The organism is Streptomyces flavofungini, from assembly GCF_041028215.1.
Lineage (GTDB): Bacteria > Actinomycetota > Actinomycetes > Streptomycetales > Streptomycetaceae > Streptomyces > Streptomyces flavofungini_B.
Map to the genome: position 1 here is coordinate 1 of NZ_JASKYR010000422.1, position 6,733 is coordinate 6,733.

At 73.1% G+C, this 6,733-nt stretch carries 6 protein-coding genes; all 6 read left to right on the top strand.

Annotation, left to right across the window (positions count from 1 at the left end; all coding sequences use genetic code 11):
• The first annotated feature begins 168 nt into the window (after nt 1-168).
• The gene (locus AB8Z36_RS25655; RefSeq protein WP_369215745.1) at nt 169-1,506 is read left to right on the top strand and encodes a hemolysin family protein; all 1,338 of its coding nucleotides are present in this window, start codon (nt 169-171) and stop codon (nt 1,504-1,506) included.
• On the top strand, nt 1,503-2,525 hold the full coding sequence (locus AB8Z36_RS25660; RefSeq protein WP_369215746.1) for a hemolysin family protein: 1,023 nt from the start codon (nt 1,503-1,505) through the stop codon (nt 2,523-2,525). Before AB8Z36_RS25655 ends, AB8Z36_RS25660 begins: the two co-directional genes overlap by 4 nt.
• A gap of 228 nt (nt 2,526-2,753) precedes the next feature.
• Entirely contained in the window at nt 2,754-3,941 is a 1,188-nt protein-coding gene (locus AB8Z36_RS25665) for an acyltransferase family protein (RefSeq protein WP_369215747.1), read from the top strand.
• Nucleotides 3,938-4,300 carry a GNAT family N-acetyltransferase gene (locus AB8Z36_RS25670; protein WP_369215748.1) on the top strand — a complete coding sequence of 121 codons (363 nt, stop codon included), beginning with the start codon at nt 3,938-3,940 and terminating at the stop codon, nt 4,298-4,300. Before AB8Z36_RS25665 ends, AB8Z36_RS25670 begins: the two co-directional genes overlap by 4 nt.
• Before the next feature lie 171 nt (nt 4,301-4,471).
• Nucleotides 4,472-5,866 (top strand): hemolysin family protein, encoded by a 1,395-nt coding sequence (locus tag AB8Z36_RS25675; RefSeq protein ID WP_369215749.1) that lies wholly within the window; start codon nt 4,472-4,474, stop codon nt 5,864-5,866.
• Nucleotides 5,863-6,733 (top strand): hemolysin family protein (locus AB8Z36_RS25680; protein ID WP_369215750.1); only part of this gene is annotated, 871 nt, incomplete at its 3' end. The genes AB8Z36_RS25675 and AB8Z36_RS25680, both read left to right, overlap by 4 nt.

Sequence of the window (6,733 nt, forward strand, 5' to 3'; positions counted from 1 at the left end):
GCCCCGGACCGACCGCTCCGGACCGACCGAGCCCGACCCACCGACCGAGCCCGACCGACCAAGCCCGACCGACCCAGAAGGAATACGACCCGCAATGGGTGAGCCTCCCAGTACCAGCCGTGCCGTCCCCTGTCACCGATCCGTGCGTGCGGGAGCGGGGGTGGCACGATGACCGAACTTCTGCTGCTGTTCGTCGCCCTGCTCCTCACCCTGGCCTGCGCCCTGTTCGTGGCCGCGGAGTTCTCTTTGACCACGGTCGAGCGCGGCGCGCTCGAGCGGGCCGCCGAGGCCGGGGAGCGGGGTGCCGGGGGCGCGCTGCGTGCCGTCCGGCGTCTGACGTTCCAGCTCTCCGGCGCGCAGCTCGGCATCACCGTCACCTCCCTGGTCATCGGCATGCTCGCCGAGCCGTCGCTGGCGGCGCTGCTGCGCGGGCCGCTGGCGGCGAGCGGGCTCGGCGGTGCCGCCTCCTCGCTGGCGAGCGTCCTCGGCGTGGTGCTGTCCACCGTGGTCTTGATGGTCGTCGGTGAGCTGGTCCCGAAGAACTGGGCGATCTCGCGCCCGCTGGCCGTGGCGAAGGTGGTGGCCGGGCCGCAGCGCGGGTTCACCGCCGCCTTCGCGCCCTTCATCCGGCATCTGAACGACACCGCGAACCGCGCCGTGCGCCGCTTCGGCCTTGAGCCCGCCGAGGAGCTGGCCTCCGCGCGCGGCCCCGAGGAACTCGTCGCGCTGGCCAGACGGTCCGCCGCCGAGGGCGCCCTTGAGCCGGACTCCGCCGAACTGTTCGTGCGCACGCTGCACTTGAGCGAGCTCACCGCGGAGAACGTGATGACGCCACGGGTGGACGTCCGCGCCCTGGAGATGCACGCCACGGCCGCCGACGCGGCCAACCTCACCCACGCCACCGGCCTGTCCCGCTTCCCCGTCTACCGCGACACGCTGGACGAGGTCATCGGGACCGTCCACATCCGCGACGTCCTCGCCCTCGACCCCGAGAAGCGGGCCGGGACACCGGTCACGGAACTGGCCACCGAGCCCCTCCTGGTTCCCGACAGCCTCACCGCGGACCGGCTTCTGCAGCGGCTGCGCGCCACCCGGACCATGGCGGTGATCATCGATGAGTACGGCGGCACCGCCGGAGTAGCGACGGTGGAGGACATCGTCGAGGAGGTCGTCGGCGAGGTCCGCGACGAGCACGACCCGGTGACGGCGCCCGGTCTGCTGCTCGCCGCCGTGCCCCGGCAGGGGCGCGCCACCTGGGAGGCGGACGGCGGCGTCCGCATCGACCAACTGGACGGCATAGGCCTGCGGGCCCCCTACGGTCCGTACGAAACGGTCGCCGGGCTGCTCGCCACCAGGCTGGCCCGCATCCCCGCGCCGGGCGACACCGTCAGCCTGGACGACGGCTGGCGCATCGAGGTCCTCGCGGTCGAGCACCACCGCGCGAGCCGGGTGCGCATCGCCGAACCCGCCGTGGCCGCCGACCCGTTGCCGGAGGGCTCCCGATGACCACCGTGCAGCTCCTCGTCGGAGCGCTGACCCTGCTGACCAACGCCTTCTTCGTGGGAGCGGAGTTCGCCCTGATCTCCGTGCGCCGGAGCCAGATCGAGCCACGTGCCACCGCGGGCGACCGGCGCGCCCGCACCACGCTCTGGGGCATCGAGCACATCTCCGCGATGATGGCCACGGCGCAGCTCGGCATCACCGTCTCCTCGCTGGTGCTCGGCGCCGTCGCGGAGCCCGCCATCGCCCATCTCCTCGAACCCGCCTTCGAGGCCGCGCACGTGCCGCACGGGCTCGTCCACCCGGTCGCGTTCGTCATCGCCCTGACCGTGGCCACGTATCTGCACATGCTGATCGGCGAGATGATCCCGAAGAACGTCGCGCTCGCCGCGCCGGTGCGGACCGCGCTGCTGCTCGGCCCGCCGCTTGTGGCCCTCACCCGCGCCCTCCGGCCGCTCGTCTTCGGCATCAACGCCTTCGCCAACGCGCTGCTGAGGCTGTTGCGGGTGGAGCCGAAGGACGAGGTGGAGTCCGTCTTCACCGACGACCAGCTCGCCCGTATGGTGCTCGACTCCAGCGAGGCGGGACTGCTCTCGGCCGCCGACGGTGAGCGGCTGCGCGACGCCCTGGAGCTGGGGACCCGGCCGGTCGGCGAGATCCTGGTCCCCGCCGCCCGGATGCGCACCGTCGGACACGCCGTGACCCCGGCGGGCCTGGAGCAGGTGGCGGCCGGGGCGGGCTTCTCGCGGTTCCCGGTGACCGGACCCGAGGGCACGCTCCTCGGCTATCTGCACATCAAGGACACCCTCGGGGTCGCCGACCGGGACGCGCCGTTCCCGCGCTCGGCGCTGCACGCCGTCACCCGGGTCAGCATCGACACCCCGCTGGACGACACACTGACCGCGCTGCGGGCCATGGACAGCCACCTGGCCGCGGTCACCGGCGAGAGCGGCACGGTGCTCGGCTTCGTCACGATGGAGGACGTCCTCTCAGAGCTGGTGGGACCGGCACCGGCCGCCGCGTGACCCCGCCGCTCGGGCCGGTGGGCGCCGCGCGACGGCGCCGTTCCACCTGACGGGTGCCCCGTGCCGCCCCGGGCGCGGGGCGCACCGTCCTGCCCAGGCGCACCACCAGTGAGGTTTTACGCATCTGTAGAAGTGTGGCTAGGGTGCCGGAACGCACGGCGACGGCGCGGCATCCGCATTCGGAGTAAGACGCGCTTGCGCCGGTCCGGGTTCACTGCGGGAGGCATCTTGAGTGACGCGACACAGTCGACCGGCCGCCGCGCCGCGCCGCTGCCGCCCCCGCGAGTGGCCGCCGCCCCCGTGACGGAGGCCGGGACCCCGGCCGCTCCGGGCGGCGGCACCGAGGCGGGCGGCCGGGCCGCCGAACGGCCCGCCGAGCGGCGCGACGCGTTCTTCGACAACGCCAAGTACCTCGCCGTCCTGCTGGTCGCCATGGGCCACGCCTGGGAGCCCCTGCGCGGCGACAGCAGGGCCGCCGCCGCGCTCTACATCACCGTCTACACCTTCCACATGCCGGCGTTCATCGTGATCTCCGGATACTTCTCGCGCAGCTTCGATGCCAGCCCGAAGCGCCTCAAGCGCCTGGTCACCGGGGTCGCCGTGCCGTACGTGATCTTCGAGGTCGCGTACACGTACTTCAAGAGGTGGGCCGGTGACGACCCGACGTACCCGATCAGCCTGCTGGACCCCTGGTATCTGACCTGGTTCCTGGCCGCGCTGTTCATCTGGCGGCTGACGACCCCGCTGTGGAAGGTCGTCCGGTGGCCGCTCCCCCTGGCGCTCGCCATCGCGGTCCTCGCCTCGGTGTCCCCCGACATCGGCGACGACCTCGACCTCCAGCGGGTCCTTCAGTTCCTGCCGTTCTTCGTCCTCGGCCTGGTCCTCAAGCCCGAGCACTTCCAGCTCGTGCGCCGCGGGGAGGTCCGGCTGCTCGCCCTGCCGGTCCTGGCCGCGGCACTGGCCTTCGCCCACTGGGCGGCGCCCCGGATGAACGCGGCCTGGTTCTACCGCCGCGACAGCGCGCAGGAGCTGGCCGCGCCCGGCTGGGCGGGCGGCGTCATGACGCTCGCGATGTTCGGCTGCTCCCTGGTCCTGGTCGCCTGTTTCCTCGCCTGGGTGCCGGGCCGGAAGCTCTGGTTCACGGCCCTCGGCGCGGGGACGCTCTACGGCTATCTGCTGCACGGCTTCCTGGCCAAGGGCTCCCGCTTCTGGGGCTGGTACGAGGCCGACTGGCTGCACGGTCCGCTGGGCGGGATCACCGTGACGCTGGCCGCCGGGACCGTGATCACCCTGCTCTGCACTCCCCCGGTCCAGCGCGCCTTCCGCTTCGCGATGGAGCCCGAGCTGAAGTGGGCCTTCACCCGGGACGCGACCACCCTCGCCAAGGGCCGGGTACGGAACGGAAGCGCCGAGTGAGCGGACCGGCCAGGGGTCCCGAGGTCCGCTTCACCCAGGCCGCGGAGGCGCTGCCCGGCGGCCGCCGGACCCTCACCATGTACGACCCCTGCGGCCGCCCCGTCGGCAGCCTCGTCTTCCGGCTCTGTCACCCGTGCAGGTCCGGGTACATCGACAGCGTCTCCGTCGCCACGCACTGGCAGGGCCGGGGCCTCGGCCGCCACGCGCTGCACGCGGCGCTCGCCCCGGCCGAGGGCTACACCTGGACCACCTCACGGCAGTCGGCGGAGGGGCGGCGCTTCTTCGCCGCCATGGAGGACGAGACGGAGACGGCCTTCCCGCCCGGCGGGACGCGGTGTCCGCACATGGCCGACCGGTGACCCCCGCGGCGCCGCCCCCGCACGGAGTGGCAGGCCGCGCGAGGGCGTCGGAGAGTGAATCAGGGAACCTGGCACCGACCACGACCGTTGTCATAGAACGCACCACATGAGGAGCAGCACTTTGTCCGCCAGACCGACGGACCCCCGGGGCCCGGCCCCCACCACGCGCCGATGAGCGCCGCACTCGGCCTGCTGGCCGTCTTCGTCCTGACCGCGGGCACCGGCTATTTCGTCGCCCAGGAATTCGCGTACGTCTCCGCTGACCGCCTCGCCCTGGCCCGCGAGGCCGAGGCCGGGGACAAGCGCGCCGCCCGCGCCCTGAAGGTCCTGGAGCGGCTTTCGTTCATGCTGTCGGGCGCGCAGCTCGGCATCACCGTGACCGGCCTTGTCGTCGGCTTCATCGCCGAACCGTCGGTGTCCGCGCTGCTCAGGCCCGCGCTGACCGGCATCGGTGTCCCGGAGGGCGCCGTCGGCGGCATCTCGGTCGTGCTGGCCTTCGTGCTGGCCACGGTCGTGCAGATGGTCCTCGGTGAGCTGGCCCCGAAGAACCTCGCGCTCGCCGTGCCCGAGCGCCTCGCCAAGTCGCTCGCCGCGTCGACCCTCGCGTATCTGAAGGTCGTCGGGCCCCTGGTGCGGGTCTTCGACAGCGCCGCCAACCGGCTGCTGCTGCGGGTGGGGATCGAGCCGGTCGAGGAGCTGCACCACGGCGCCACTCTGGAGGAGCTGGGTCACCTCATCGGCGAGTCGCACGAGCAGGGCGAGCTGCCCAGGGACACCGCCGCCCTGCTCGACCACGCCCTGGAGTTCTCCGAGCGCACGCTCGACGAGGTCATGGTGCCGCGTGCCGACGCCGTCTTCGTACGGCGCGAGGCGAGCGCCGCCGAGGCCGTCGAGCTGATCGCCAAGCACGGCCACTCCAACTACCCCGTCCTCGGCGACCACCCCGACGACATCGGCGGCGTCCTCGGCGTCCGCGAGCTGATGCGGCTGTCCGCGCGGGAACTGGGCGACGCGACGGCCGAGACCCTGGCGCGGCGCCCGCTGCTGCTGCCCGACACCCTGAAGCTGCCGGACGCGGTGGCCCGGATGCGTGAGCGCGACGACGAGTTCGCCGTCGTACTCGACGAGCACGGCGGCGTCGCGGGTGTCGTCACGTACGAGGACATCGCCGAGGAACTGGTCGGCGACATCGCCGACGAGAGCGACACCGTCGTGGACCTGGCCGTGCCCGACGGCCGGGGGTGGCTGGTGGACGCCGGCCGGCGCCTGGACGAGGTCGGCGAGGCCACCGGCATCGACCTGCCCGAGGGCGAGGACTACGACACGGTCTCCGGCCTGATCGTCGACCGGCTCGGCCGCTTCCCCGCCGTGGGCGACCGCGTCGCCGTCCGCCTCGCCGACGGGGCCGAGGCCGTCATCGACGTACTCACCCTGGACCGCCATGTCGCCGAGCGCGTGCGCCTTGAGCGGCTGCCGGACGCCGAGAGCCCGCACGGCGCCGAAGGGCGCCACCACACCCCAGGCCCGCACGGCGCCGAAGGCCCGCACGAGGAGTCCCGCTCATGAGTTTCCCGATGGCGCTCTTCCTCACGGTCGTGCTGCTGATCGGCAGCGGCTTCTTCGTGGCCGCCGAGTTCGCGCTGGTCGCCGCCCGACGGCACCGCGTGGAGAAGGCGGCGGCCGACGGGCGGCGCGGCGCCGGAGCGGCGCTCGCCGGCATGCGCGAGCTCTCGCTCATGCTCGCGGGCGCACAGCTCGGCATCACCATCTGCACCCTGGGGCTCGGTTCGATCTCCAAGCCCGCCATCTCGCACGAGCTCGACCCGCTGCTGCACGGCTGGGGGCTGCCCAGCGGGCTGAGCTATGGCGTGTCCTTCGCCTTCGCGATGATCGTCGTGGTCTTCCTGCACATGGTGGTGGGCGAGATGGCGCCCAAGTCCTGGGCCATCGCGCACCCCGAGCGGTCGGCGATGCTGCTCGCCCCGCCCTTCCGCGCCGTGGTCAGGGCCGTGCGTCCGCTGATCCGCCTCCTGAACAAGGTCAGCAACGCGCTGGTCAGGCTGTGCCGGGTGACCCCGCGCGACGAGCTGGCCTCGGTGCACAACCGCGAGCAGCTCACCCATCTGGTCGCCGAGTCCCGGCGCCTCGGCCTGATCAGCGAGGCCGACTCGGAGCTGATCACCAGTTCCCTGACCGAGCCGTACCAGCCGGTCGGTGACCTCCAGACACCCGCGGCGCAGATCGTCTCCGTCCCGGCGGAGGCGGGTGTCGACGCCATCCTCGCCACCGCGGCGGAGCGCGGGCGCAGCCGCCTGCTGGTGTTCGCGGGCCCGCTGGTGGTCGGCTCCGTGCACGCCCGCGACGCGCTGATCGCGCGCGCCCGCGGCYGGTCCGCCGTCACCGCACGCGAACTGGCCCGCCCCGTCCCCGAGC